The organism is Pseudomonas sp. KCJK8993 (assembly GCF_046230915.1).
Taxonomy (GTDB): Bacteria; Pseudomonadota; Gammaproteobacteria; order Pseudomonadales; family Pseudomonadaceae; genus Aquipseudomonas; species Aquipseudomonas piscis.
The window spans coordinates 1-22,931 of the sequence record NZ_JBJJLO010000028.1 but is presented as its reverse complement, the minus strand read 5'-3'; the positions used below and the strand labels follow the sequence as shown (position 1 = coordinate 22,931).

Genomic DNA, 22,931 nt, shown 5'->3' with positions numbered 1-22,931 from the left:
TTACAGACCCGCGGCCATGGCTTTGTCGATCAGCCAGTTCATCGATGGCCCGCGGTCACTGCTGACTTCCACCGGGCGGCCGGCGAACTCGCTGCCCAGGGGCGCGTCGGGCTTGATCTGCACGCGGATATCCGAAGACAGGTCGTTGCCGTTGAGGCTGGTGCTGCTGACGATGGTGCCGGTGCGCACCTGGTCTTCCCCGGCGACCTGCAGGTTGACCTTGGTGCCCGGGCGCACGTCGCCGAACTGACGGTAAGAGAAGCGCGCCTCGACGGTGGCCAGGCTGCCCCGTGGCACCAGTTGGTAGATCACGTCGCCCTTGCTGGCGTACTGACCGTCGGCCACCAGCTGCTGGGCCACGGTGCAGTCGCAGGGCGAGGTCAGGGTGCCGGTCATCTGCTTGCCGAACAGCTCCTCGACCTTGGCCGGCTGCAACTGGTTCTCGTCCAGGTGGCCCTTGAGCACATCCAGCATGCTGGTGCTGAAGCTGGCCAGGGGCGCGCCCTTGGCCACGTTGCCGTTGGCCTGCACCAGGCTTTGCACGGTGCCGTCGCGCGGCATGGTCACGTTCATTCCCGGCACGTTCACCAGGCCGGCCTCGGCGTGGCTGACGAAGTACAGGCCATACACCGACTTGAGGATGAAGCCGAAGGCGGCCAGGCCGACGATGAAGATCCCGGCGCTGAAGGTCACGGCCCGCAGGCGGCCCAGGGGACTCATGCCGCTGCCGTTGTCCTTGTTCTTGCGCGCCTTGGTGAAGTTGTCGCGCTGCAGGGTGGCGAGCACGTCGCCCATGCTGACGAGGTCGCCGGCCAGGTGCGAGGTGATCAGGTGGCGCAGGGTGGCGATGTCCTGGGGTTCCAGGTTCTGGAACTGGCAGCCGACGCGGCCGCTCTGGCGGTCGAAGGAGCGCACTTGCAGCTCCACGTCCATGGCCAGGCCGAGGTTGTCGATGACGAATTGCAGGCGGCCCTTGTGCACGCTGCCCACGGCCAGCAGTTGTTGCCCGGCGTTGAAGCTCAGGCCACCGGCGGAGAGGTCGTGGAGCCGCACTTCCAGGGGCTTGGCCTCGGTGCCGAAGAAGCGCAGCTTGGCCGGGATCCTGACCCGGGCGTGCTGGCGCTGGGCTTCGGATTCATGCACTACGTTGACGTTGACGGCGGTGTTCATAGGGTCGATTTCCTAGTTCATTCAGGCAGGGCGGTTCAGACCATCAGCAGCAGTACGGCGACGAATACGCTGCCGGCCGAGAAGGTCATGGTCCGGGACGACCAGGTGTTGAACCAACGTTGAAAACTGGCGAGGTCGCGGGTCAGCTTGGTGTCCTGGCGGGTCCAGGATTGCTGGTCGAGGCGGAAGAACACGTAGATCTTCACCAGGGCCCCGACGATCTGGTTGTAATAGAGGATCAGCGGATAGGCCGGGCCGATCCGGTGCCCCGAGCAGGACAGCAGCAGGGTCAGGATCAGTCGGGTGATGCCGATCCACAGCAGGTAGGCGAGGATGAACGCGGTGCCGTACTTGAAGCTGGCGATGATGGCCACCGTCAGGCCCAGCAGCGAGGTCCACATCGATACCCGCTGGTCGAACAGCACCACGCTGGTGAACAGGCCCAGGCGCTTGATCCCCAGGCCCAGGGCCCGGGAGTTCTGCCGCAGGTTGTTGCCGTACCAGCGGAACATCAGCTTGCGGCTGGCCTTGATGAAGCTCTTTTCCGGCGGGTGCTCCACGGTGTTGATCGCCGCGTCGGGCACGTAGAAGGTGTCGTAGCCCAGGCGCATCAGGCTGAACCAGCTGGACTTGTCGTCGCCGGTGAGGAACTTGAAGCGGCCCAGGCGCCAGTGTTGCAGGGAGTCGCTCTCGACGTCGGCGATGAAGTCCGGGTCGGTGACCACGGTGGCGCGAAACACCGACATGCGCCCGGTCATGGTCAGCACCCGCTTGGACAGGGCCATGGAACACATGTTGATGTGCCGCTGGGCGAAGCGCAGCTTGTGCCACTCGCTCATGATGTAGCCGCCGCGCACTTCGCAGAATTCGTTGGTGGTCAGGCCGCCGACATTGCCGAACAGCTGGAACCAGGGCACGGTCTTGCGCACCACGCCTTCGGCCAGCACGGTGTCGCCGTCGATCACCGCGACCACGGCACGCTCGTCCGGCAGGTGGCGGGAGATGGCGCGGAAGCCGAAGGCCAGGCCGTCGCGCTTGCCGGTGCCGGGAATGCGCACGAAGTCCAGCTTGACCCGCTCGGGCGGGTTCAGCCGCGCCCACAGGCTCTTGATCAGCAACTCGTCGGACATCTCCACGATCGAGCAGACCACGGTCGTGGGGAAACCGCAGTCGATGGCCTCGCGGATCACCGAGCCGTAGACCTGGGCGGTGGTCAGCGCCTCGATGCGAAAGCTGGTGACCATCAGGTACACATGGGACGGGTCCGCCGCCTTGCCGAGCTTGTGCACCTTGCGCCGCAGGTGTGGGTAGACCACGTAGAGGAACAGCATGCCGCGCACGAAATGCGTGGCGCCCATGGAGTAGCGCCAGATGCCCACGGCGCCGATCAGGAAGATGAAGTCCTTGGACTGCGAGTCGAAGGTCGAGGCGGGCAGCAGCAGGGCCATCCCCATCAACAGACTCAGGTAGAACAGCCAACCGGCGGCCTGGAGCAGGCAGTGTTTTAGCCTGTGCATAATCAACGTCCTAAAATCAGTTGCAGGCTCCAAGCGGCAAGCTGCAAGCGCGGTGCTCTCACTTGCGGCTTGAAGCTCGGAGCTTGCCGCTGCCGTTACCAGCAAATGCCTTCGGTACGGCCCTGGGCGCAGGTCGGCTTGGACATGAAGCCCACCAGGTCGACGACCTGCTTGCCGTGGGGGACGTCCTCGACCAGGGGGCGGAACTTCTCGTCGCGGTTGCCCAGGATGATCAGGTCGGAATGTTCGATCACGGCGTCGAAGTCCGAGTCGAGCAGGGACGAGACGTGGGGGATCTTCGATTCGATGTAGTCCTTGTTGGCGCCATGGACCCGGGCGTACTCGACGTTGCGGTCGTAGATGCGCAGGTCGAAGCCCTTGCCGATGAGCATTTCTGCCAGCTCCACCAGCGGGCTTTCCCGCAGGTCGTCGGTGCCGGCCTTGAAGCTCAGGCCGAGCAGGGCGACCTTGCGCTTGTCGTGGCTTTCGACGATGTCGAAGGCGTTCTGCACCTGGGATTCGTTGCTGCGCATCAGCGAGTTGAGCAGTGGCGCCTGTACATCCAGGGCACCGGCGCGGTAGGTCAGGGCACGCACGTCCTTGGGCAGGCACGAGCCGCCGAAGGCGAAGCCCGGGCGCATGTAGTACTGGGACAGGTTGAGGGTCTTGTCCTGGCAGACCACGTCCATCACTTCGCGGCCATCGACGCCCACCGCCTTGGCGATGTTGCCGATCTCGTTGGCGAAGGTGACCTTGGTCGCGTGCCAGACGTTGCAGGTGTACTTGATCATCTCGGCGACCTCGATGTCCTTGCGGATGATCGGCGCGTCGAGTTCTTCGTAGAGCGCTTGCAGCATGTCGCCGGAGGCCTGGTCGAGCTGGCCGATGACGGTCATGGGCGGGAAGTCGTAGTCCTTGATCGCGGTGCTTTCGCGCAGGAACTCGGGGTTGACCGCGACGCCGAAATCGACACCGGCCTTCTTGCCCGAGCAGTCCTCGAGGATCGGGATCACCACGTTCTTCACCGTGCCCGGCAAGACGGTGCTGCGCACCACCACGGTATGGCGGGTGGCCTTGTCGCGCAGGACGAAACCGATTTCGCGGCATACCGATTCGATGTAATCCAGTTCCAGGTCGCCGTTCTTCTTGCTCGGGGTGCCGACGCAGATCATCGACAGGTCGGTATCGCGGATGGCTTCGGCGAAGTGGGTGGTGCCGCGCAGGCGGGCCGTGCGGATTCCTTGCTCCAGGAGTTCACCCAGGCCCGGTTCGACGATCGGCGACTTGCCGGCATTGATCAGGTCGATCTTGTCTTTGGAAATATCTACGCCAACCACTTCATGGCCCCGAGCGGACAGGCAACCGGCACAGACTGCACCGACGTAACCCAAACCAAATATGCTGATGCGCATCGCATTTACCTCCGTGTTATTCACGCCATTAGATGGCCGGAGTTAATGTTTGCCAGCTGTAGTTGTGCACTGTGAAGTACAGCGAAAGACGCCGTAATATCCTGTGCAGGCAGACTAAGTTGCGAGTGATTAAATAAGTTCACTCAAGTTGTGCGCAACCGATCCTTGTTGTTTCGATGTGCCCTTGAATGTTGCCGGCGGCTCCTGCTGCAGGTCTCCCGGAAATCATCCACGTTCCTGTGGATGGCTGGATGCCACGTGTTCCGTGCTCTCCAGTTGCTTGCAGGGAGGCCTTGAAGGCCAGCTGTTCCTTGGCTTGTTAGGGGATAGTTGGGGCTCTTATCTCCTGTTTTTATTCCGTTAGTTAAAGTGTGAGTTACGCCGTTGGAAGCGGTTTCGTAAGTTATTTAGTTTTCCGGGTGTCCGTGTAAGTCATCTCGTACGCTGTCGTTGAGAATCGTTACCGGTGGTATGAGCGGTCTTCGCAGGCATAGTTCCTGCCCGCTCATCCTGTTTTCTGAAATTTCTTGAAATATCGAGAAAGATGGCACTGCTCGCAATTTGATAGCACTAAGGGTTTGGCCCTTTAGTTCTGGGGAGTTAAAGCGGTGGGATATTTTTGTGCCACTACCGAATAAAAAAAGTGGTGCCACTACTGAAAAAAATCACTCTTGTCGAGTGAAAGAAAAGTCATGGAAATAGATGAAATTTTTATGGCGCCAAAAAAATGACTTGGCGGTGTGGGAAGAATGTGCAGGGGATCACATTCTGGCGCGCTCGCCGTGAAAACGAGCGCGGCAGGGGGAACGCTTTACTGCGGTGCGTGGTCGCGCAGAAAGACCAGGTTGTCGGCCTTGGATTGCTCGGCGCTGAAGCGATAACCCTGGAGGTCGAACTGCTTGAGTCGGGCCGGATCGTCGATGCGCTCCTGGATCACGAAGCGGCTCATCAGGCCCCGGGCCTTCTTGGCGTAGAAGCTGATGATCTTGTACTGGCCGTTCTTCAGGTCCTTGAACTCGGTGTTGATGATCCGCGCCTTGAGAGCCGTGCGCTTGACCGCCGAGAAGTACTCGTTGGACGCCAGGTTGAGCAGCAGGTCGTCGCCTTGCTCGGCCAGGGCCTCGTTGAGCCATTCGCTGATGCGAGTGCCCCAGAATGCATACAGGTCCTTGCCCCGGGCGTTGGCCAGCTTGGTGCCCATTTCCAGGCGATAGGGCTGCATCAGGTCCAGGGGGCGCAGCAGGCCATAGAGGCCGGAGAGCATGCGCAGGTGCTGCTGGGCATAATCGAAATCCGCCTCGCCCAGGGTCTGGGCATCGAGCCCGGTGTAGACGTCGCCCTTGAACGCCAGCAAGGCCTGCTTGGCGTTGGCGGGGGTGAAGGCCGGGGTCCAGCTGCCGAAGCGCGCGGCGTTGAGGCCGCCGATCTTGTCGGAGACGTGCATCAGTTCGCTGATCTGCGCCGGGGTCAGTTCCCGCAGTTGCTGGATCAGTTCCTGGGAGTGGTCGAGGTACTGCGGCTGGGTAAAGCGCTGGGTTACCGGCGGGGTCTCGTAGTCGAGGGTCTTGGCGGGTGAAATCACCATCAGCATGGGGCGTCTCCTTTAAGCGTCGGGGGATTCTAGGGGCTCGGGCCGCCGGACTCCACCTATCGAGGCAATAGCTGACGCGTGGCGCGGGTGGGGATCGGCTATAGTGCCGCGCGGGTTCTGTTCTGGAGGCATCCCTTTTGCGTATCGCGTTTTTCTTTTCGGCCTGGCTTTTGAGTCTGAGTGCACTGGCGGCGCCCAATGATGTGGCGACCCTGGACCGCAGCACCTGGCCGGAAAAGCTCGACAGTCCGACCCTGTTCGACGTTGCCTCGCGGGCCGAGATCCTCACGTTCGCCCGCGCCTTGCTGGTCAGCGAAGCCTGGGACGAGGCGTCCTTGAAGCAGCGCCTGGGCTTGCGGATGATCAACATGGAGGCCATCGGCAGCCTGCGCGAGCAACTGTGGAAGCGCCTGCTGGAGAACTACGACTTCGCCCAGCAGAGCTGCGACCAGGATGCGTCCTTCTGTTTCCTGGTGGAAAACATGCAACAACTGCGCAAGCAGGCCGGCAAGTTCCAGCTGGGCGAGGACTCCTATTACGCCCGCTGGGCCGAGCCGAGCCGGACCTTCCATGAACAGTACCTGGACGAGTTGCTGCGCAAGGCCGCCCTGACGCCGCAGACCAGCAGCGAGGTCTTGCGCCTGGGCGACTACGAGCGCAATGGCGACGAACTCCATGACCGGATGTTCCTCTTGACCTTCGACAGCGCCGCCAACCTGGCGCCGGACAACACCGCCTGGCTCACCGAGTACCTGCGCAAGTCCAACCTCAACGGCACCTTCTTCGTCCTGGGCAACGATATCCAGGGCCGCCTGGACAAGGCTTCGGTGGCCAGCCTGCAAGCGCTGTACTCGCAGCAGTGCGTCGGGGTCCAGGGCTGGGAGTTCCGTTCCCATAGCCATTGGCAGGATTGGCAGTACTCGATCCAGCGCAGTGCCGACCTGGTCAAGGGCAAGCTGCCGGAAAACTACGTGCCGCTGTTCCGCCCACCCATGGGCCAGCGCCGGGCCGACGCCCAGGCCTTCTTCAATGCCCAGGGCATGCAGGTGGCGCTGTGGGACATCGATGCCCAGGACGGCCCGGGCAAGCTCAAGGCCCAGGAGAGCGGCCAGCGGGTACTGACCCTGATGCTGTTGTGGCGCCGTGGAGTGATTGCCTTCAATGCCAAGCAGGATGGGGTCAAGGCCAGCCTGCCCTGGTTGCTGGGACAGACCGCGCAAAGCGGGATCGGTTGGGAAGACTGCCAGGACGCGTTTCGCTGAAAAACGCAAAATGCCCGTAAATACGGGACCGGGCAGGAAAACCAGGGGAAAAGGGCAAATCCGCAAGGGATTTCGAGGCAGGCGGACTTCCGACTTTAGCGGCGCCCGGGCCGCTCGCCAAGGGCTATTCGTCACTCTGAAAAATAAACATCAAAAAAGCTTCAAAGTGCTTTTTCCTGTCACGCTTTTTGGAGTATTACGGACTCAGACCGCCGAAACCTGCAACACAGGTGGCGTCTCCCAAGACTCCTTGTGTGCGGCTCACCTCCAGCCCGGATGGGTGGATTTCGGTGGTCCTTCGAGGCGCGATACCCGATGGTATGGCGTCGACTGGCTCCCACATAAGGTGACCGAGTATGGATGACCGCGGACGCAGCCCTTCCTCCAACCAGCCAATCCTTTACGTACTCGATACCAATGTATTGATTCACGATCCCAACGCCCTGCTGAATTTCGAAGAACACCATGTCGTGATCCCGATGACCGTCCTGGAGGAGCTGGACAAGCTCAAGAGCGGGCATCACAGCGTGGCCGCCGAGTGCCGCCAGGCGATTCGGCTGATCGACAAGACCCTGGGCGAGGCCTCGCCCGAGGATGTCGAGCTCGGGGTGCCGATCCAGCGTGGCAAGGGCGAGCCAAAGGGCTTGCTGTCGATCCTGATGAGCAAGCGCAACGAACCCAACAGCCTGCTGCCGGACAACCTCAACGACAACATCATCATCAACCAGTTGGTCGACCTGCACGCGCGCAACAAGGACTTGTCCGTGGTGCTGGTGACCAAGGACATCAACATGCGCCTCAAGGCGCGGGCCTGCGGGATCGCCGCCGAGGACTACAGCACCGACCAGCTGGTGGACGACGTGGAGCTGTTGCCCAACGGCTTCCACAACATGAGCGGTTCGTTCTGGGACCGGGTGAGCAAGGTCGAGACCCGCCAGGATCACGGCCGTACCTGGCACCAGGTGCAGTTGAACGACGAGCTGCCGGTGGTGCACATCAATGAGTTCATCATCGACGAGCAGGGCTTCGTCGGCTGGGTCAAGGAGATCCGCGACGGTGTGATGCTGATCCTCGACCTGCACCAGGAGCCCCTGCTGCACCAGGAGGCCTGGGGCCTGAAGCCGCGTGATATCTACCAGGCCCTGGCCTTGTACGCGCTGCTCGATCCGGACATCCACCTGGTCAACCTGTCCGGCGCCGCCGGTTCCGGCAAGACCATCCTGGCCCTGGCCGCCGCCATCGAGCAGACCATGGTCAGCAAGCGCTACCGGCGCATCATCGCCACCCGCAGCGTGCAGGGGCTGGACCAGGAGATCGGCTTCCTGCCGGGCACCGAGGCGGAGAAGATGGAGCCCTGGCTCGGCGCGATCACCGACAACCTCGAGGCCCTGCACATGGATGACGAGAGCACCCATGGCAGCGTCGACTACATCCTCAGCAAGGTGCCGTTGCAGTTCAAATCCCTGAACTACATTCGCGGTCGCAGTTTCCAGCAGAGCCTGATCCTGATCGACGAATGCCAGAACCTCACCCCGCACCAGATGAAGACCATCATCACCCGTGCCGGCGCCGGTTCCAAAGTGGTGTGCCTGGGCAACCTGGCACAGATCGATACCCCTTACCTGTCGGCCACCAGCTCCGGGCTGACCTACCTCACCGAACGCTTCAAGGACTTCCCCAACGGCGTGCACATCACCCTGCAAGGGGTGCCGCGCTCGATCCTGGCCGAATACGCCGAAAGCCACCTGTAGTTCCCTCACACCTGCCACGGGTGGCCTTCGGGCCGCCCGTTTTGCATCCGCCCCCGGCCTCTGGAGTATCCTGCGTTCCCGCCGTGAACCTGGAACGCCCGGATGGCCACTGTTTCCCTGCGCAATATCGACTTGAACCTGTTGGTGGTGCTCGATGCACTGCTGACGGAGAAGCACGTGACCCGCACCGGCGAGCGCCTGCACCTGAGCCAGCCGGCCATCAGCCACTCCCTGGGCAAGTTGCGCTCGCTCCTGGACGACCCGCTGCTGATCCGCCAGGGCAACGATGTGTTGCTCAGCCCACTGGCCCGCAGCCTGCAAGCGCCGCTCAAGGAAATCCTCAGCCAGATCGAGACCCTGCTGGGCAAGTCCATCGACTTCTACCCGGCCGCGTCCCAGCGCATCTTCCACCTGGCGATGTCCGACTACGGCGCCGCGATCGTGCTGCCCCGGTTGCTGGTGCGCCTGCGCCAGGAGGCCCCGCTGATGCGGGTGGTGGTGACCCAGGGCAGCCGCCACGAGATGTTCGAGCAAGTGCTGCAGGGCAAGCTGGACCTGGCCCTGGGGGTGTTTCCCGACCTGTCGGAGGAGGTGGTCAAGGAGGTGCTGTTCGAGGAGACCTTCAGTTGCCTGCTGGATCGCACGACCCTGGGCCCCGATGGCACCCTGGACTTGGCGCAGTACCTGGCCCGGCCGCATTTGCAGGTGTCGATGGATGGTTGTTTCAACGGCGAAGTCGATCATCGCCTGCGGGATAAGGGCTTGCAGCGCCAGATCGTGGTCAGCGTGCCCCATTGGGGCACGGCGCCGGGGATGATCCGTGGCACCGACCTGATCCTCACGGTGGCCAGTCGTACCCTGGATGAGCTGGCGCTGGAGGGCGGCCTGGTGCGCCTGGCGCCGCCGATGCAGGTGCCGGCGTTCAATTTCGTCCAGATCTGGCATGGGCGCTCCCGTGACGACCCGGCCCATGCCTGGCTGCGCGAGCAGATCCGCCTGGCCAGCGTGGCCGGCCCCTGAGGGGCGTCAGCCGCGGACGGTGATCACGAAACCGCCGATCACCACCAGCACGCCGAAGAGCTTTTGCAGGCTGATGTCCTTTTGCGGCAGGCCCACCAGGCCGAAGTAGTCGATGATCAGCGAGATCAGCAGCTGGCCGATGATCACCGCCATGATGAAGTTGAGCGCTCCCAGGCGCGGCGCCATCAGCAGCGCCACGGTGATGTAGAGCACCCCCGCCAGGCCCCCGAGCCAGATCCACCAGGGCCCCTGGGCGGCGGCCAGCAGGTTGGGCCGAGGCACCTTGATGAACAGCAGCAGCACGCCCAGGGCCAGCAGGCTCACCAGCAGCGAGAGGCCGGTGGCCCAGAGCGGGTGCCCCAGCAGGCTGCCCAGCCGGGCATTGGTTCCGGCCTGCAGGGGCACGGCGAAACCGGCGAGCAGGCTGAGCAGGATCGGGATAAGCAAGGCCATGAAGAGGTTCCTCTGTGTCGTTGCCTGACCTTGTACGCGGATGCCGGCAGCGGCTCCAATTCGCTGTTCTGATGCGGGCTATTCGTCGGGTCGATCCCCGGCCGCAGCGCCCTGGCGGCGCTAGATTGTCCCGTGCGGAAAACTGACCTGCGGGTTTACAATCGCCCCACCTGATCAGGAGTAACGCCGTGCTGACTCATCTCGATTCCCAAGGGCGCGCCAATATGGTCGACGTCACCGACAAGGCCGTGACTTTTCGCGAGGCGACGGCCGAAGCCCGGGTGCGCATGCTCCCGCAGACCTTGCAGATGATCGTCAGCGGCGGTCATCCCAAGGGCGATGTGTTCGCCGTGGCGCGGATCGCCGGGATCCAGGCGGCGAAGAAGACCAGCGAGCTGATCCCCCTGTGCCATCCGTTGATGCTCACCAGCGTCAAGGTCGAGCTGCGCGCCGAGGGCGAGGACAGCGTGCATATCGTGGCGCGTTGCAAGCTCTCGGGGCAGACCGGGGTGGAGATGGAAGCGCTGACCGCCGCCAGCGTCGCCGCGCTGACGATCTACGATATGTGCAAGGCCGTGGACCGGGGCATGACCATCGAGGGCGTGCGGGTACTGGAGAAACTCGGCGGCAAGAGCGGCCACTACCAGGCGGAGCCGGCATGAAGATCAAGGTGAAGTTCTTTGCCCGTTATCGCGAGGCCATCGGCCTGGATGAGACCCAGGTCGACGGCGAGTTCCGTACCGTCGAGGATGTGCGCCAGCACCTGCTGCAGGGCGTAGGCGCCCCGGTGCTGGGGGAGCAGAACCTGATGTGCGCGCGCAACGAGGAGTTGTGCCAGTTGGCCGAACCCCTGGCCGATGGCGACGAAGTGGCGTTCTTTCCCACCGTGACCGGAGGCTGACATGGGCATTCGGGTACAGGACGCGGCATTCGATCCCGGCGCCGAACTCAATGCCATGCACGCGGCCAATGTCGGCGTCGGCGCGGTGGTGGGGTTCGTCGGCTACGTGCGTGATTTCAACGATGGCCAGGATGTCCATGGGATGTTCCTCGAGCACTATCCGGGCATGACCGAGAAGGCCCTGGCCAAGATCGCCGAGGAGGCCGGGCAGCGCTGGCCGTTGCTCAAGCTGGAGATCCTGCACCGCATCGGCGCCCTGGCCCCGGGTGAGCCGATCGTCTTCGTCGCCGCGGCCAGCGCCCATCGCCAGGCGGCCTTCGACGCGTGTGCCTTCGTCATGGATTACCTCAAGCCCCGGGCGCCGTTCTGGAAGAAGGAACAGACCGCCGATGGCCCACGCTGGGTCGAAGGCCGGCACAGCGACCAGGCCGCCGCCGAGCGCTGGGAAGACTGATCCAGCACAGGCCTTGGCGCCTTCCTGCGCCTTGTGCAAAACCTCACACGCTGCGCGCCTGTTCCTGGTGGCCACCGGGTACAGGTGTTGCCGTGCCCCGTTGACGATATGTACATTAAAGTCCAGTATGGATTTAAAAGTACAAAACAGCTGCGCCGTTCCACCTCTTCTTTCTGTCTTGCCAAACCAACAACAATTCGCGAGAGAACGAACATGAAAAAACTCCCCCTCATCGGTGGCCTGGTCCTGGGCCTGTTGGCGTGCACCCAGCTCTCGGCCGCCGAGAAGACCCTGCGCTTCGGGATCGAGGCCGCTTATCCGCCCTTCGCCTTCAAGACCGCCGAAGGCAAGATCGCTGGCTTCGACTACGACATCGGCAATGCCTTGTGCGCGCAGATGCAGGTCAACTGCGAGTGGACCGAGGTCGAGTTCGATGGGCTGATTCCATCGCTGAAGGTGAAGAAGATCGATGCCGCGCTGTCGTCCATGACCATCACCGCCGAGCGCCGCAAGTCGGTGGATTTCACCCACAGGTACTACTTCACTTCGTCGCGCCTGGTGATGAAGAAAGGCGCGGTGGTGGACGACCAGTACCAGAGCCTCAAGGGCAAGACCATCGGTGTGCAGCGTTCCACCACCACCGACCGCTACGCCACCGAGGTCCTGGAACCCAAGGGCATCAAGGTGACGCGCTACAGCAATAACGAAGAGATCTACATGGACCTCGCGGCGGGGCGCCTGGATGCGATCTTCGCCGACACCATCCCGCTGGAGGACTTCCTGGCCATGCCCCGCGGCGCCGACTATGCCTTTGTCGGCCCGGAGCTCAAGGATCCGAAGTACGTTGGCGAGGGCGCCGGGATCGCCGTGCGCAAGGGTAACGAGCCACTGGTGGGCGAGCTGGACAAGGCCATCGCCGGCATCCGCGCCAACGGCGAGTACCAGAAGATCCAGGCCAAGTACTTCAAGTCGGATATCTACGGCGACTGATGTCGCCGGTGCTTGCGAGCGATCGCTGCCAGGGGCGCTCGCTCGTCGAGGATCACTGCGCCTTGAGTTCCTTGAGGTGCTTGTACACCGTCGCCCGGCCCATGTTCAGCACGTTGGCCACATAGTTGGCGGCGCTCTTGCCCTTGAATGCGCCTTCGGCGTGCAGCGCCAGCACCAGTTCGCGCTTGTGGTCGCGGGTCAGCAGGTTCAGGCCCAATTGGCGCTCGCGCAGCCAGTTGTGCAGGAAGGTGTTGATCCGCTCCTGCCAGTCATCGCGAAACAGTGAGTCCGGCTGCGGGATCAGCTTGCTGGGGGAGAGGAACAGGTCCAGCGCGGCCTTGGCATTCTCGAACAGCGAGATGTTCAGGTTGATGCACAGCACCGCCAGCGGCTGGCCCTTGGCGTCGCGCAGCACGGTGCTCAGGCTGCGGATCTTCTGGCCGTCCCAGTTGAGCTTTTCGTAGGGGCCGATGTTCCGTTCATCGCTGTCGCCGCTGAGCATGTCTTCCAGGGCCGCATCGTCACCCACTTCACGCTTGGACAGATTGTTGGCGATGTAGTCGACCTTCTGCGTGCGCAAGTCGTGGAGCACCACTTCGGCGTGGGGGAAGAACAGGGTGGCAATGGCGTCGGCGATCGCCCGGAAATTGTCCAGGGCAGGGTCCTTGGCGGGTTTGGCTATGGGTGGTACTCCTGGCGGCTTCAGCGCCCGCCGCTGGCGGGCGCTGGGAGTGTGCCGCAATCGTCCGGGCGCGTCATCCCGGGGTATCAGCCCAGGCGGGCGGGGGACAGCATGGCGGCGTCCAGGCCGAAGGCCGCCAGTGCCTCCGGCAGGGCGGCGCCGCGTACCAGGGCGGCGCTGGCCTGGCCCATGGCCGGTGAGGTCTGGATGCCGTAGCCGCCTTGGCCGGCTACCCAGAACAGCCCGGGCACTTGCGGATCGAACCCGGCCAGCAGGTCGCCATCGCTGACGAAGCTGCGCAGGCCGGCCCAGGTCCGGGTCGGGCGGCGGATGCTCAAGGTCGTGGCTTCCTCGATCCGGTGGATGCCCAGGGCGATGTCCAGTTCTTCCGGCTGCACATCGTGGGGCGGCACCGGGTCGGCGTTGGCCGGGGAGCCGAGGAACAGGCCGGCATCGGGTTTCATGTAGAAGGATTCGTCGAGGCTGACCAGCATCGGCCAGTGCTGGCAGTCCGGGTCTTGCGGGCCGGCGAAGATGAACGCGGCGCGGCGCTTGGGCTGCAGGCCCAGGGGGCGGGCGCCGGCGAGGACGCCGACCTGGTCGGCCCAGGCGCCGGCGGCGTTGATCAGCACCGGGGCGCTGAAGGTCTGGTCGCTGGTGCGTACCAGCCAGTGGCCCTGGGCATCGCGCTCCAGCCCCAGGACTTCGCAATCGGTATGCAATTGGCCCTGGTTGCGGCGGATGCCGCGCAGGTAGCCCTGGTGCAGGGCATCGGTGTCGATGTCGCTGGCAGTCGGGTCGTAGAGGGCGCCGTGGACCTTGTCGCGGCGCAGGATCGGCAGGCGGGCGCAAGCTTCGTCGGCGTCGAGCAGTTGCATCTGCGGCACGCTGGCCTTGGCGCTCAGGTACTGGCGCTGCAACTCGTCGGGGGCGTTGTCGAAGTCCACGGTCATCTCGCCTCGCGGGCTCAGCAGCGGATGCTCGCAGAAGCCTTCGGGCGGCTGGTCGAAGAACGCCCGGCTGGCCAGGGTCAGCGCGCGGACCTGGGGCGTGCCGTAGGCGGCGGTGTAGAGGGCGGCGGAGCGGCCGGTGGAGTGGTAGCCCGGATGGGATTCGCGTTCCAGCACCAGCACCCGGCCATGGCGCGACAGCCAGTAACCGGTGGAAGCTCCGGCAATACCGCCGCCAATGATGATGAAGTCTGCCTCGGTCATTCGAAACTCCGCAAAGGATTCAGGTAACGGGTGCTCATTGCTGGCGGCGCAAGTGGTACAGGGCGTTGGCCAGGGCGATGTCTTCCAGGCCCAGGCCGATGGAGCGGAAGAACACGTGGCGTTCGCCGCTGGGCAGCCGGGCCTGGCCGCTGAGCAACTCCGGCAGGTCGCCGAGAATTGCCCCGCTGTCCCAGCCGTGCTGTTGGCTGGCGATCAGCATGTCGCCGGCCGCGCCGGGGGTGGTGCGCCGGTAGTCACAGTACACCTGCATGTCCTGCAGGGCGGCGGGCGGCACCTCGTGGGCTTGTGGCGCATTGGTGCTGATGGAGGTGATCAGCGCGGGCCGCTTTAGCTGGCGCGGATCGATCACCGGCCCGGCGGACGAGGTGCAGAGCAGGATCACGTCGGCTTGCTCCAGGGCCGCCTCGCGCTGGTCGACGAGCACCAGGCGCGGGTCGAGGGCTTGCAGGCGCGCGCGCTGGGCTGCGGACCGCCGGGCCAGGCTTGGGGAGTACAGGCGGATGTCCTGCCAGGGGCGCAGGTCCTTGATGTAGTGCAGGTGGGCCTGGGCCACCGGGCCGCTGCCGATGATCGTCAGGCGCTGGGCGCCAGGGCCGGCCAGGGCATCGACGGCGACGGCGGTGGTGGCGGCGGTGCGAGCGGTGGTCAGTTCCCCGGCATCGCACAGCAACAGCGGCTGGCCGTGGTCCATGGACATCAGCAGCGTCCAGGCGGTGACCAGCGGGCCTTGGGTACGCACGATGTAGGGGGAAGTCTTGACCCCGTAGACCCGATCTTCGGCCAGCACGCCCTGGAAGTTGATGAAGTCTCCGGCGCCCTGTGGGAATTCCACCAGCTGTTGCGGTGGTTGCACGGCCAGCCCGGCGGCCAGGTCACGGAACAGCTTGCGCAGGATCCGGGGCACGTCGAGTTGCGCGAGCAACTGGCGGGCCTGGGGCTGGGCAATCACGAATGGCGTGCTGGACATGGAGGTACTCCGTTTTTATAAACTTATTTGTCCATTATGGACTTTTAGTTTATTCGGGCAATATCCAGGCGAAAAAAAACGCAGCCCGAAGGCTGCGTCTTTGCTTGGCCGGGTCCGCTTGGACTCAGGCTTGCGGGCGCTTGCGCTCCACGGCGCGCAGCAGCTCGGTGGGCGGCATTTCGCAGCTGATCTTGCGTCCCAGCAGTTCTTCGATCGCCGGCAACTGGTAGGAGTCGTCCTCGCCGGCGAAGCTGATGGATACGCCGTCGGCACCGGCACGGCCGGTCCGGCCGATACGGTGCACGTAGTCGTCGGGGACTTCCGGCAGGGTGAAATTGATCACGTGGCTGATGCCGTCGATGTGGATGCCGCGGCCGGCCACGTCGGTGGCCACCAGGACCCGGATCTTGCCTTCGCGGAAACCTTCCAGGGTCTTGATCCTTTTGTGCTGCGGTACATCGCCGGACAGCTGGGCGGCATTGACGCCGTCGCGCACCAGGCGCTCCTCGATGCGCCGCACTTCATCCTTGCGATTGGCGAAGACCATCACCCGCTCCCAGCCGTTGTCGTTGACCAGGTTGTACAGCAGCTTGTACTTGTCGGCGCTGGCTACGGCGTAGATGTGCTGCTCGACGTTGGCGTTGGCGACGTTCTGGGCTTCGATCTCGACGATCGCCGGGTCGGTGGTCCACTGCTTGGCCAGGTTCATCACGTCGTCGGTGAAGGTGGCGGAGAACAGCAGGGTCTGGCGTTCGCTCTTGGGCGGGGTCTGGCGAATGATCTGCCGCACCTGGGGGATGAAGCCCATGTCGAGCATGCGGTCGGCTTCGTCCAGCACCATCACCTCGACCATGTCCAGGTGCACGTCGCCGCGCTGGTTGAAGTCCAGCAGGCGGCCGGGGGTGGCCACCAGGATGTCGCAGTGGCGGGCTTCGAGCTGCTTGAGTTGCTTGTCGAAGTCCATGCCGCCGACGAAGGTCATCACGTTCAGGCCGGTGTACTTGGTCAGCGCCGCGGCGTCCTTGGCGATCTGCACCACCAGTTCCCGGGTCGGCGCGATGACCAGCGCCCGCGGCTCGCCCATGTAGCGCTCCTTGGGCGGCGGGGTCTGCAGCAGCTGGGTGATGATCGAGATCAGGAACGCGGCGGTCTTGCCGGTACCGGTCTGGGCGCGACCGATGGCGTCCTTGCCCGCCAGGGTGAAGCCCAGCACCTGGGCCTGGATCGGCGTGCAGTAGGGGAAGCCCAGGTCGTGGATGGCATGCATCAGTTCCGGGGCGAGCTTGAAATCATGGAAACGGGTCTTGCCTTCCTGGGGCTCGACCACGAAGTCCTCGAGCTTCCAGGTGCTGACCGGTGGTTTCGGGGCGCGTGGACGACGCTGCTCGGCCTTGGTTTTTTCCGCGCGCGGCGCCTTGGGAGTGGAAGGGGCGGCCGGTGTGGTCACCGGTTCTTTTTTAGTGGCGGTAGCGGGCGCGCTCCGTTCCGGCTGGTGGCCGTCATGGCGGCTGCTGGAAGGGGGGATGGGAGCGCTGGGGCTTGGCGCGCTTGGCTCTGCCTCGCTTTTACCGAAGATCTTCTTGAGTGCTTTGAGCACGGTCATCTCATCAATTGGTTAAGGAATGTACGCCGGCCAGTGTAATGCAAGAAACGGGCGCGGCGTAGTCTGTTGCTCGCCCTGTGCTCCCAGGGTGGACGGTTAGCGCAGGCGTGCGGCCAGCCAGGTGCCGATATCGCGAACTTCCTCGGGCAGCACCTCGTGTTCCATCGGGTATTCCTGCCAGCTCACGTCGACCCCGCGTTGCTTGAGGTGTTCGTAGGCGGTGCGGCCCATGGCGTTCTGCACCACTTCGTCGTACTGACCGTGCAGCGCCAGCACCGGGATCCGCTGCTGGCTGGCCGACAGCTGCAGTTCGTCGCTGAAAGTCGGGGCATAGGTGGACAGCGCCAGCACGCCGCCCAGGGGGCCTTGCCACCTGAGGAAGGCGGTGTGCAGCACCACCGCGCCGCCCTGGGAGAAGCCGGCGAGGAAGATCCGCGAGGCATCGATGCCGCTGGCCCGTTGCTCCTCGATCAGGCGGATGACCTCGTCGGCCGATTCCTCGAGCTGCTCGCGGCTGATGGCCCGGGCCGGGTTCATGGCCAGGATGTCGTACCAGCTGGGCATGGCGTAGCCGCCATTGATGGTCACCGCGCGGGTCGGCGCCTGGGGCAGGACGAAACGGGTGCTCAGCAGCGTCTCTTGCAGCGCCTCGGCCACCGGCAGGAAGTCGTAGCGATCCGCGCCCAGGCCGTGAAGCCAGATCACGCAGGCATCGGCAGGCTTGCTGGGCTGAAGGGTCAGGGGCTGGGTCATGGTTGCTCCAATTGTGTGCGTGCGCGCCGGCCCGGGCAGGGACCAGGGGCGCGGCAAGTTGATCGGTGAGGATGGCGCCAGGGCCAGCGGTTGCTGGCGTAACACTAACAGGCTGGCGCCGGCCTGGGGATAGCCAGCTATGTCCTTCAGCTTGCAGGATGAGGTACAGGAGCAAGACAGGACATTGAACTCCGAGAAAAGCCTGAATACCATGTCGGGAAATTCGTCCAATGATTGGATGATACGAGTAAATGCCATGAGTGAAATGCCTCCTTTGATCAAGCGTTCCCTGGTCGACCAGGCCCTGGAGCAGTTGCGCCTGCGGATCACCCGGGGCGCCTGGGCCGTTGGCCAGCGCCTGCCTACCGAGCCGGAACTGGCGGCCGAGCTGGGCATCAGCCGCAACACGGTGCGCGAGGCGATGCGGGTCCTGGCGTTTTCCGGATTGATCGAGATCCGCCAGGGCGACGGTAGTTACCTGCGGGCGGTGGCCGATCCCCTGGACATGCTCCAGGCCCTGTCCCAGTGCTCCGTGGAGCAGGCCCGGGAAACCCGGCAGATCCTCGAAGTGGAGGCCGTGGGCCTGGCGGCCTTGCGTCGCACCGAGCAGGACCTGCACGAATTGCAGGTGGCGCTGCATGACAGCAGTGAGCACTTCCATGGCGACCTGGAGCGCTACATCGCCTGCGACCTGGTGTTCCACCAACGCCTGGTGGACGCCGCGCACAACCCGACCCTCAGCCAGCTGTACCGCTACTTCTCCAGCGTGGTGGGAGCCCAGTTGCGCCAGAGCCTGAACATCACCCCGCGCCGCCAGGACGTCTTCGACCTGCACCGGCACCTGCTCGATGCCATCGAGCAAGGCGACCCCGAGCGTGCCAAGGGCATTTCCCGCCAGCTGATCAACGAATCCTGAAGCCGAGACCGACCATGTCCAACCACCAGGCACTCCCCCATACCCCACCGCCGGAACTGCTGATCGACGCCGAGGCCGACGACGAAGAGGTGCAGCAGGCTCCCCCGGTGCTGCGTCGCCCCTGGCTGTTGCTGCTGGGGTTGATCCTGGTGGCGCTGAACCTGCGTCCGGCGCTGTCGAGCATGGCGCCGCTGCTCAGCGAGGTGTCGCGGCACTTGGGCTTGTCGGCGGCCCAGGCCGGCTTGCTGACCACCTTGCCGGTACTTTGCCTGGGGCTGTTCGCGCCCCTGGCGCCGGTACTGGCCAGGCGTTTCGGCGCCGAGCGGGTAGTGCTGGGGATCCTGCTGACCCTGGCCCTGGGCATCGTCCTGCGCAGTTCGTTCGGTGAGGTCGGGGTGTTCGCCGGGAGCATCCTGGCGGGCGCCAGCATCGGCGTGATCGGCGTGTTGCTGCCGGGCATCGTCAAGCGCGATTTCGCGCGCCACGCCGGGACCATGACCGGGGTCTATACCATGGCCCTGTGCCTGGGGGCCGCCATGGCGGCCGGAGCCAGCGTGCCCCTGAGCCATGTCCTCGGCGACAGCTGGGCCATGGGCCTGGGCTTCTGGGTGGTGCCGGCGCTGGTGGCGGGGGTGTTCTGGTTGCCCCAGGTCGGGCAGAAGCACGGCGCCCACCATGTGGCTTATCGTGTGCGGGGGCTGTTGCGTGACCGCCTGGCCTGGCAGGTGACCCTGTACATGGGCCTGCAATCGTCCCTGGCCTACATCGTGTTCGGCTGGCTGCCGTCGATCCTCATCGGTCGTGGCCTGAGCCCGACTCAGGCCGGGCTCGTGCTGTCGGGCTCGGTGATCGTGCAGTTGATCAGCTCCCTGGCCGCGCCCTGGCTGGCGACCCGCGGCAAGGACCAGCGCCTGGCCATCGTGATCGTCATGCTGATGACCCTGGGCGGCCTGTTCGGTTGCCTGTACGCGCCGCTCGATGGCCTGTGGGGCTGGGCGATCCTGCTGGGCCTGGGCCAGGGCGGCACCTTCAGCCTGGCCTTGACCCTGATCGTGCTGCGCTCGCGCGATACCCACGTGGCGGCCAACCTGTCGAGCATGGCCCAGGGCATCGGCTATACGTTGGCATCCATGGGCCCGTTCGCGGTGGGCCTGGTGCACGACTGGACCGGTGGCTGGAATGCCCTGGGCTGGATCTTCGCGGTGCTGGGCGGTGGCGCCATCATCGCCGGGCTGGGCGCTGGCCGTGCGCTTTACGTGCAGGTGCAAAGCGAAAGGATCTGAGCGGCCTCACCGGTGGTATTTGCCCGGCAAATGTCGGTAGTGTTCCGCCGGTTTGCGGATTATCGTGCAGGCATTCCACGTTCCTTCGGAGTCTGTCCATGAGCGATGCCCATCGTGCGCTGATCAGCGAGTTCTACCAGGCTTTCCAGCGCCTGGATGCCGAGGCCATGAGTGCCTGCTACACCGAGGATGTGCTCTTCAGCGACCCGGCATTCGGTGAGCTGCGCGGGCGTGACGCCGGCGACATGTGGCGCATGCTGGCCTCGCGGGCCAAGGATTTCTCGTTGACCTTCGACAGTGTGCGCGCCGATGAGCGCAGCGGTGGCGCGCACTGGGTGGCGACCTACCTGTTCAGCCAGACCGGGCGCACCGTGGTCAACGATATCCAGGCGCGTTTCGTGTTCCGCGACGGCAAGATCTGCGAGCACCACGATCATTTCGACATGTGGCGCTGGGCTCGCCAGGCCCTGGGAGCCAAGGGCTTGCTGCTGGGCTGGACGCCGCTGCTGAAGAATGCCGTGCGTGCCCAGGCGCGCAAGGGTTTGAAGGCCTTCCAGGGCGCTCGCTGAAGCCATCCTCTGTTAAGATCGCGGCTTGTTATCCACAAGCCCGATGCCTTTCGTGACCAACCCCGATCCGTCCCCCGTCGCTTGCGCCGTGCCACCGGCGCCGGCCAGCAAACCCTGGTTCGTCTACCTGGTGCGGGCGGCCAATGGCGCCTTGTACTGCGGAGTCAGCGACGATCCACAGCGGCGTTTCGCCAAGCATCAAAGCGGCAAGGGCGCGCGTTTCTTTCTCTCCAGCCCGGCGGTCGCGCTGGTCTATACCGAAGCCTGTCGCGACAAGAGCGAAGCCCTGCGCCAGGAGCGGCTGATCAAGAAGCTCAAGAAGAGTGCCAAGGAGTGCCTGGTGGCGGGAGCGACCGGGCCATCATCAATCTGACTGATGGTTTCCCATCAGTCGAATTCGTAGGTCATCCGCTGATTGCGCGCTAAGCTCAAGCCTCTTTTTCTCATGGCGGAGCCTGGTATGTCTGAGTTGATCCTTCATCATTACTCGACCTCACCCTTTGCGGAGAAAGCCCGCTTGCTGCTGGGTTTCAAGGGGCTTTCCTGGCGTTCGGTGAAGATCGCCCCGGTGATGCCCAAGCCCGACCTGACCGCGCTGACCGGTGGCTATCGCAAGACTCCGGTGCTGCAGGTCGGTGCCGACATCTATTGCGACACGGCATTGATCGCCCGGCGTCTGGAGCAGGAAAAAGCCAGCCCCGCACTGTTTCCCGAAGGCCAGGAACTGACCAGCGCGATCTTCGCCGCCTGGGCCGATTCCACGGTGTTCCAGCACGCGGTGACCCTGGTGTTCCAGCCTGAATCGGCTGCGGTGCGCTTTGGCAAGCTGCCGCCGGAGGCGGTCAAGGCATTCATGGCCGACCGGGCCGGACTGTTCAGTGGCGGCACTACCAGCCGGGTGCCCTTGGAGCAGGCCAGGCACCAATGGCCGACCTTCATGGCGCGCCTGGAGCAGCAGTTGCAACGCGAGCCGGGGGACTTCCTGTTTGGCCCGCCGTCGATCGCCGACATTTCCATGGCCCACCCCTTGTGGTTCCTCAAGGGCACCCCGGTGACCGCGCCGCTGGTGGATGAATACCCGGCGGTCTGCGCCTGGCTGGCCCGGGTGCTGGATTTCGGCCACGGCGCCTCCAGCGAGATGAGCGCCGAGGATGCCCTGGCGGTGGCGCATGCCGCGACGCCGGCCCCGCTGCCCCAGGAAGCCTTCGTCGACCCCAATGGATTCAAGGCGGGCCAGCAGGTGGTGATTGCCGCGACCGACTATGGGGTCGATCCGGTAGCCGGGGAGTTGCTGTTCGCCGGGAGCGAAGAGCTGATCCTGCGTCGCGAGGACCCGCGCGCCGGCGTGGTGCACGTGCACTTCCCGCGCCTGGGGTTCGGCATCCAGGCCCAGTGACCTGCTGCCATGGCCGCTACTTGGGCAGGGCGGCCATGATGGCGTCGGGATCGTAGGTGCGGATCAGGGTGCCGTTCACGTCCAGGATCGGAATCCCGGCGCCGCCCAGGTCGATGTAGGCCTGGCGCGCGCTGGGGTCTTTCTCGATATCGAACTCCCGATAGGGAATGTCCTTCTGGTCGAGAAAGCGCCGGGTGGCCTTGCAGTAGCCGCACCAGTCGGTGGCGTACAGCACTACGCGGGCCTGGCTACGGGTGGTCTCGGAAACCGCCGCGCCAGGATCGAACAATCGCTCGATCTTGCCCCAGTGCTGGTAGATCACCACCACCAGCAGGATCAGCAGGAATTTCTTCAAGACCCCCTGGAGCATCAGTTGCGACGCTTGAGCTGGTCGGTCAGTTGGGTCGGCAGGCCCTTGATGATCAAGGTCCCGGCTTCTTCGTCGTACTCGATCTTCGAGCCCAGCAGGTGGGCCTCGAAGCTGATGGACAGGCCCTCGGCGCGGCCGGTGAAGCGGCGGAACTGGTTGAGGGTGCGCTTGTCTGCCGGGATTTCCGGCGACAGGCCGTAGTCCTTGTTGCGGATATGGTCGTAGAACGCCTTCGGCCGGTCTTCGTCGATCAACTCCGACAGTTCTTCCAGGCCTACCGGTTCGCCGAGCTTGGCCTGGCTGCTGGCGTAGTCCACCAGGGCCTTGGTCTTCTCCCGCGCCGAGTCCTCGGGCAGGTCTTCGCTTTCGACGAAGTCGCTGAAGGCCTTGAGCAGGGTGCGGGTCTCGCCCGGGCCGTCGACGCCTTCCTGGCAACCGATGAAGTCGCGGAAGTATTCCGAGACCTTCTTGCCGTTCTTGCCCTTGATGAATGAAATGTACTGCTTGGACTGCTTGTTGTTCTGCCACTCGGAGACGTTGATCCGCGCCGCCAGGTGCAGTTGGCCCAGATCCAGGTGACGGGAGGGCGTCACGTCCAGCTGGTCGGTCACCGCCACGCCTTCGCTGTGGTGCAGC

General features: G+C 64.3%; 24 protein-coding genes. 12 read left to right on the top strand and 12 right to left on the bottom strand.

Annotated features, from left to right (window positions below):
- The 4 genes from ACK6AU_RS11820 to yaaA all read right to left on the bottom strand — a co-directional run bounded on the left by ACK6AU_RS11820 (window position 1) and on the right by yaaA (window position 5,690).
- Complete coding sequence (locus tag ACK6AU_RS11820) at window positions 1–1,170, bottom strand: HlyD family efflux transporter periplasmic adaptor subunit (RefSeq protein ID WP_409299439.1); 1,170 nt, start codon at window positions 1,168–1,170, stop codon at window positions 1–3.
- A gap of 35 nt (window positions 1,171–1,205) precedes the next feature.
- The gene (alg8, locus tag ACK6AU_RS11815; RefSeq protein ID WP_409299438.1) at window positions 1,206–2,687 is read right to left on the bottom strand and encodes a mannuronan synthase; all 1,482 of its coding nucleotides are present in this window, start codon (window positions 2,685–2,687) and stop codon (window positions 1,206–1,208) included.
- A 95-nt stretch (window positions 2,688–2,782) separates the two neighbouring features.
- Window positions 2,783–4,099, bottom strand: a complete 1,317-nt coding sequence (locus tag ACK6AU_RS11810) for a nucleotide sugar dehydrogenase (protein WP_409299437.1) — start codon at window positions 4,097–4,099, stop codon at window positions 2,783–2,785.
- An 811-nt stretch (window positions 4,100–4,910) separates the two neighbouring features.
- Window positions 4,911–5,690, bottom strand: a complete 780-nt coding sequence (gene yaaA / locus ACK6AU_RS11805; protein WP_185699223.1) for a peroxide stress protein YaaA — start codon at window positions 5,688–5,690, stop codon at window positions 4,911–4,913.
- Window positions 5,691–5,827: 137 nt separating this feature from the next.
- Here yaaA and ACK6AU_RS11800 point away from each other — a divergent pair, with 137 nt between their 5' ends.
- The 3 genes from ACK6AU_RS11800 (at window position 5,828) to ACK6AU_RS11790 (ending at window position 9,723) form a co-directional block, all read left to right on the top strand.
- On the top strand, window positions 5,828–6,952 hold the full coding sequence (locus ACK6AU_RS11800; RefSeq protein WP_409299436.1) for a polysaccharide deacetylase family protein: 1,125 nt from the start codon (window positions 5,828–5,830) through the stop codon (window positions 6,950–6,952).
- Between the two features lie 356 nt (window positions 6,953–7,308).
- Window positions 7,309–8,703: a PhoH family protein gene (locus ACK6AU_RS11795; RefSeq protein WP_185699225.1), complete on the top strand. Its 1,395-nt coding sequence runs from the start codon at window positions 7,309–7,311 to the stop codon at window positions 8,701–8,703.
- Between the two features lie 102 nt (window positions 8,704–8,805).
- Window positions 8,806–9,723, top strand: a complete 918-nt coding sequence (locus ACK6AU_RS11790; protein ID WP_409299435.1) for a LysR family transcriptional regulator — start codon at window positions 8,806–8,808, stop codon at window positions 9,721–9,723.
- Between the two features lie 6 nt (window positions 9,724–9,729).
- On the opposite strand, the gene ACK6AU_RS11785 is transcribed toward ACK6AU_RS11790, so the two are convergent.
- A complete protein-coding gene (locus tag ACK6AU_RS11785) occupies window positions 9,730–10,176 on the bottom strand; it encodes a DMT family transporter (RefSeq protein WP_085596238.1) in 447 nt (148 codons plus the stop codon).
- A gap of 188 nt (window positions 10,177–10,364) precedes the next feature.
- Between ACK6AU_RS11785 and moaC the strand changes: the two genes are divergently transcribed.
- From moaC to ACK6AU_RS11765, 4 genes are all read left to right on the top strand, one after another.
- Window positions 10,365–10,838 (top strand): cyclic pyranopterin monophosphate synthase MoaC, encoded by a 474-nt coding sequence (gene moaC, locus ACK6AU_RS11780; RefSeq protein WP_409299434.1) that lies wholly within the window; start codon window positions 10,365–10,367, stop codon window positions 10,836–10,838.
- On the top strand, window positions 10,835–11,077 hold the full coding sequence (locus ACK6AU_RS11775) for a MoaD/ThiS family protein (protein ID WP_152896699.1): 243 nt from the start codon (window positions 10,835–10,837) through the stop codon (window positions 11,075–11,077). The genes moaC and ACK6AU_RS11775 overlap by 4 nt, the downstream gene beginning before the upstream one ends.
- A gap of 1 nt (window position 11,078) precedes the next feature.
- On the top strand, window positions 11,079–11,531 hold the full coding sequence (gene moaE / locus ACK6AU_RS11770) for a molybdopterin synthase catalytic subunit MoaE (protein ID WP_409299433.1): 453 nt from the start codon (window positions 11,079–11,081) through the stop codon (window positions 11,529–11,531).
- A 213-nt stretch (window positions 11,532–11,744) separates the two neighbouring features.
- A complete protein-coding gene (locus ACK6AU_RS11765) occupies window positions 11,745–12,521 on the top strand; it encodes an ABC transporter substrate-binding protein (protein WP_409299432.1) in 777 nt (258 codons plus the stop codon).
- A 52-nt stretch (window positions 12,522–12,573) separates the two neighbouring features.
- Here ACK6AU_RS11765 and ACK6AU_RS11760 read toward each other — a convergent pair whose 3' ends face one another.
- The 5 genes from ACK6AU_RS11760 to ACK6AU_RS11740 all read right to left on the bottom strand — a co-directional run bounded on the left by ACK6AU_RS11760 (window position 12,574) and on the right by ACK6AU_RS11740 (window position 17,761).
- Window positions 12,574–13,203 (bottom strand): transcriptional regulator, encoded by a 630-nt coding sequence (locus ACK6AU_RS11760; RefSeq protein ID WP_409299460.1) that lies wholly within the window; start codon window positions 13,201–13,203, stop codon window positions 12,574–12,576.
- A gap of 86 nt (window positions 13,204–13,289) precedes the next feature.
- The gene (locus ACK6AU_RS11755; RefSeq protein WP_185699230.1) at window positions 13,290–14,417 is read right to left on the bottom strand and encodes an FAD-binding oxidoreductase; all 1,128 of its coding nucleotides are present in this window, start codon (window positions 14,415–14,417) and stop codon (window positions 13,290–13,292) included.
- Window positions 14,418–14,451: 34 nt separating this feature from the next.
- On the bottom strand, window positions 14,452–15,405 hold the full coding sequence (locus ACK6AU_RS11750) for an ornithine cyclodeaminase family protein (RefSeq protein WP_409299431.1): 954 nt from the start codon (window positions 15,403–15,405) through the stop codon (window positions 14,452–14,454).
- A 124-nt stretch (window positions 15,406–15,529) separates the two neighbouring features.
- Complete coding sequence (gene rhlB / locus ACK6AU_RS11745; protein ID WP_409299430.1) at window positions 15,530–17,008, bottom strand: ATP-dependent RNA helicase RhlB; 1,479 nt, start codon at window positions 17,006–17,008, stop codon at window positions 15,530–15,532.
- Between the two features lie 96 nt (window positions 17,009–17,104).
- Window positions 17,105–17,761, bottom strand: coding sequence for an alpha/beta hydrolase (locus ACK6AU_RS11740; RefSeq protein WP_409299429.1), 657 nt, complete (start codon window positions 17,759–17,761; stop codon window positions 17,105–17,107).
- A 256-nt stretch (window positions 17,762–18,017) separates the two neighbouring features.
- Here ACK6AU_RS11740 and ACK6AU_RS11735 point away from each other — a divergent pair, with 256 nt between their 5' ends.
- The 5 genes from ACK6AU_RS11735 (at window position 18,018) to ACK6AU_RS11715 (ending at window position 21,925) form a co-directional block, all read left to right on the top strand.
- Window positions 18,018–18,677 (top strand): FadR/GntR family transcriptional regulator, encoded by a 660-nt coding sequence (locus ACK6AU_RS11735; protein WP_185699233.1) that lies wholly within the window; start codon window positions 18,018–18,020, stop codon window positions 18,675–18,677.
- A 14-nt stretch (window positions 18,678–18,691) separates the two neighbouring features.
- Window positions 18,692–19,960, top strand: a complete 1,269-nt coding sequence (locus tag ACK6AU_RS11730) for a CynX/NimT family MFS transporter (RefSeq protein WP_409299428.1) — start codon at window positions 18,692–18,694, stop codon at window positions 19,958–19,960.
- 98 nt (window positions 19,961–20,058) lie between these two features.
- Complete coding sequence (locus tag ACK6AU_RS11725; RefSeq protein WP_185699235.1) at window positions 20,059–20,529, top strand: nuclear transport factor 2 family protein; 471 nt, start codon at window positions 20,059–20,061, stop codon at window positions 20,527–20,529.
- Between the two features lie 52 nt (window positions 20,530–20,581).
- Window positions 20,582–20,902, top strand: coding sequence for a GIY-YIG nuclease family protein (locus ACK6AU_RS11720; protein WP_409299427.1), 321 nt, complete (start codon window positions 20,582–20,584; stop codon window positions 20,900–20,902).
- 87 nt (window positions 20,903–20,989) lie between these two features.
- A complete protein-coding gene (locus ACK6AU_RS11715; protein WP_185699237.1) occupies window positions 20,990–21,925 on the top strand; it encodes a glutathione S-transferase family protein in 936 nt (311 codons plus the stop codon).
- Between the two features lie 16 nt (window positions 21,926–21,941).
- Here the strand turns inward: ACK6AU_RS11715 and ACK6AU_RS11710 are convergent, their stop codons facing one another.
- Both ACK6AU_RS11710 and ACK6AU_RS11705 read right to left on the bottom strand, forming a co-directional pair.
- Window positions 21,942–22,295 (bottom strand): glutaredoxin family protein, encoded by a 354-nt coding sequence (locus tag ACK6AU_RS11710; RefSeq protein ID WP_409299426.1) that lies wholly within the window; start codon window positions 22,293–22,295, stop codon window positions 21,942–21,944.
- Window positions 22,295–22,931: nucleoid-associated protein (locus ACK6AU_RS11705; RefSeq protein WP_409299425.1), on the bottom strand; the 637-nt coding region annotated here is incomplete at its 5' end. The genes ACK6AU_RS11710 and ACK6AU_RS11705, both read right to left, overlap by 1 nt.